General features: G+C 73.9%; 6 protein-coding genes. 4 read left to right on the top strand and 2 right to left on the bottom strand.

The features are described from left to right. The first annotated feature begins 197 nt into the window (after positions 1–197). From ACIRYZ_RS12545 to ACIRYZ_RS12535, 3 genes are all read left to right on the top strand, one after another. Positions 198–878, top strand: coding sequence for a response regulator (locus ACIRYZ_RS12545; protein WP_402942702.1), 681 nt, complete (start codon positions 198–200; stop codon positions 876–878). A gap of 68 nt (positions 879–946) precedes the next feature. Beyond that, positions 947–1084, top strand: coding sequence for a hypothetical protein (locus ACIRYZ_RS12540; RefSeq protein ID WP_402942699.1), 138 nt, complete (start codon positions 947–949; stop codon positions 1082–1084). A 21-nt stretch (positions 1085–1105) separates the two neighbouring features. Further along, complete coding sequence (locus ACIRYZ_RS12535; protein ID WP_402942696.1) at positions 1106–1276, top strand: hypothetical protein; 171 nt, start codon at positions 1106–1108, stop codon at positions 1274–1276. Between the two features lie 40 nt (positions 1277–1316). Here ACIRYZ_RS12535 and ACIRYZ_RS12530 read toward each other — a convergent pair whose 3' ends face one another. Together ACIRYZ_RS12530 and ACIRYZ_RS12525 are read right to left on the bottom strand one after the other, a co-directional pair. Then, a complete protein-coding gene (locus ACIRYZ_RS12530) occupies positions 1317–1946 on the bottom strand; it encodes a pyridoxamine 5'-phosphate oxidase family protein (protein ID WP_402942694.1) in 630 nt (209 codons plus the stop codon). 60 nt (positions 1947–2006) lie between these two features. Next, positions 2007–2228: a hypothetical protein gene (locus tag ACIRYZ_RS12525; RefSeq protein WP_402942691.1), complete on the bottom strand. Its 222-nt coding sequence runs from the start codon at positions 2226–2228 to the stop codon at positions 2007–2009. 182 nt (positions 2229–2410) lie between these two features. On the opposite strand from ACIRYZ_RS12525, the gene ACIRYZ_RS12520 reads away from it, so the two are divergent. Beyond that, a partial coding sequence (locus tag ACIRYZ_RS12520; protein ID WP_402942688.1) for an alcohol dehydrogenase catalytic domain-containing protein occupies positions 2411–2837 on the top strand: 427 nt, incomplete at its 3' end.

The following is a 2837-nucleotide window of genomic DNA, read 5'->3' as shown; positions in this document are numbered from 1 at the left end:
GCCCACCTGGGGCGGGGGGCACGGGCCCCCCCCACGCGGGGGCCGCGGCCTGCCGCGGGGGCGGGTTCACCGGGGGGGTCGCCCCCGGGGCCGGGGGCACGACCGCCGTCGTCCCGCGCGGCTGAAGTGGTGCGCCCCACGGCGCGGAAGCGCAGAATCGGTGGTGCCACCGACCGCGCACCCCCAGGGAGCAGGCCATGGACACGCCCCAGCCAGAGAAGCCCGTACGGGTGTTCCTGCTGGACGACCACGAGGTGGTCCGGCGCGGCGTCCGCGACCTCCTGGAGGCCGAAGAGGACATCGAGGTCGTCGGTGAGGCCGCCAGTTGTGCCCAGGCCCTCGCCCGGGTGCCCGCGCTGCGCCCGGACGTCGCCGTGCTGGACGTGCGGCTCCCGGACGGCGACGGTGTGAGCGTCTGCCGGGACCTGCGCGACACGATGCCCGAGCTGGTCTGCCTGATGCTGACCTCCTTCGACGACGACGACGCCCTGCTCGACGCGATCATGGCCGGGGCGGCCGGCTACGTTCTGAAGCAGGTCAAGGGCGCTGACCTGGTCAGCGCCGTCCGGACGGTGGCCTCGGGCCAGTCCATGCTCGACCCGGCCACCACCCGCAAGCTGATGGAGAGCCTGCGCCACCACGAGGAGAGCGAGACGGACGCGCTCGCCGGGCTCACCCCGCGCGAACGGGAGATCCTCGCCCTGGTGGGGGAGGGCAAGACCAACCGGCAGATCGGCCGGGAGCTCTACCTCGCCGAGAAGACCGTCAAGAACCACGTCTCGCGGCTGCTCGCCAAGCTGGGCGTCGAACGCCGCCTCCAGGCCGCCGTGATCGCCGCCCATGCCGAGCCCGACCGGCCGCATCAGCGCCCGCACTGAGGAACCGTGGCCCGGGTGGGCTCGGGGATTGAGCCGAACGGCCCAAGCGCCACGCCGCACCCCGGCGCATGGTGGAAGTGCCCCACCCGCCCACCACGGAGGAAGTGCTCGCCGAGCGCCTCGCCCGCAGCGAGATCGAGCCCGACGAGTACCGCACCCGGCTGGACACCCTGCGCGACGGCGCCGAGCCGTCCGCCTCCGGCTGACATCGTCCTCGAGAGACCGCCATGCCCACCCTCGCCCTCGACGCTGCGGCCCTGGAGAAACTCGTTTCCGCCGCGGTCGCCGCACCCCGGGGCCCCGGTTACGTCCAGATCCTGATCCGCCTCGGCTACGGCCCCGAGGGCGCACCGACGCCCCGGCTGGCGGTCAGGGACGTGCTGGGCCCGGAGGTGTAGCGGCCGATCGCGACGGGAGGATCGCCCATCGCGATGACGCTCAGCCGTAGAGCCGGTCGCCGTAGCGCGGTCCGTAGTACTGCTCCAGATCCTCCAGGGCCTCGTCGGGCCGCTCCAGGCTCTTCGCGATGCGGGCACGCGAAGGGGCCGCCTGCGGCTCCCAGGACTCCGGCTTCCAGAGCGCGGAGCGCAGGAACGACTTGGAGCAGTGGTAGAACACCTCCTCGATCTCGACGAGGAGTGCGACCGGGGGCCGGTGCCCGTTGACCACGAGCCGGTCGAAGAACGGCGCGTCGCGGACGATCCGGGCCCGGCCGTTGACCCGCAGGGTGTCGCCGCGTCCGGGGATCACGTACAGCAGGCCGACGTGAGGGTTGCTCAGCACGTTCCGGAAGCCGTCCGTGCGCCGGTTGCCGGGGCGCTCCGGTACGACGATCGTGGTGTCGTCCAGGACCAGGGTGAACCCGGCCGGATCGCCCTTCGGTGACGCGTCGCAGGTGCCGTCGGCCGCCGCCGTCGAGATCACGCAGAACGGGGACGCCGCCAGCCACTGCCGGTCGTGCTCGTGCAGCGACCTGCGCACCTTTCCCGCGTCCCGCGGAGTCGGCGAGCCGAGCAGCTCCCGCAGCTCCGCCTCAGCGGTGACTTCCACCAGCCCGTCCGCCCACATAGCGTCACCCTCCCCGGAATTGACGATCACTCCGCGCCCAACCCTAGCCAGGGCCTGTCTTCAGGACCCCGGCAGGGGGACTCGCCACAGCAGCTCGGTGCCGCCCTCGGGGCGGGTGCGGGCGGCGAAGGTGCCGCCCAGGGCGGCGGCCCGGTCCACGACGTCGACGAGCCGGGCGCGCAGGCCGCTCGCCGCCGGTCCGCACGCGCGCAGGCGCAGGCCGAAGATGGTGGCGCGGATGGTCCTGGCGGTCTCGTCCAGGTCGTCGATGGAGTCCTCCACGGCTTGCCCGATGCCACTGACCAGCGTAGGCGCGCGAGTCGTGCCCCGCCGGACACCGAAGGGGCCCATCCGCCCGGCGGAAGGACCCCGGCGGGCCCTGGCGGCGGGCCCGGCGGCGTCGGAACCTGGAAGGGCGAGCGGAACCGGCCCGGCCCCGCCACCCCGAGAGAAGTGATCAGGGCATGAAGGCGCTCACCTACCACGGCCCCGGCCGTCGTACCTGGGGCGACGTCCCCGAGGTCGAGCAGGGCCGTGTCCTCGGCCACGAGGCCGTCGGCACCGTCACCCGGGACGGACCGGGCGTGCGCACGGTCACCGCCGGCGACCGCGTGCTGGTCTCCTGCGTCTCCGCCTGCGGGCGCTGCGCCTACTGCCGCGGCGCGAGCTACGGCCAGTGCACCGGCGGTGGCGGCTGGATCCTCGGCCACCTGATCGACGGCTGCCAGGCCGAGCACGTCCGCACCCCCTTCGCGGACACCTCCCTGTACAAGCTGCCCGACGGCGTCAGCGACGGGGACGCCCTGCTGCTCGCCGACATCCTGCCCACCTCGTACGAGGTCGGGGTGCGCAACGGCCGGGTCGGCCCGGGCGACACCGTCGCGATCGTCG

The sequence above is a fragment of the Kitasatospora sp. NPDC101155 genome, from assembly GCF_044768305.1.
Classification (GTDB): domain Bacteria; phylum Actinomycetota; class Actinomycetes; order Streptomycetales; family Streptomycetaceae; genus Kitasatospora.
Note: the sequence above shows the minus strand (reverse complement) of the source record. Positions and strands in the feature narration are given on the sequence as shown.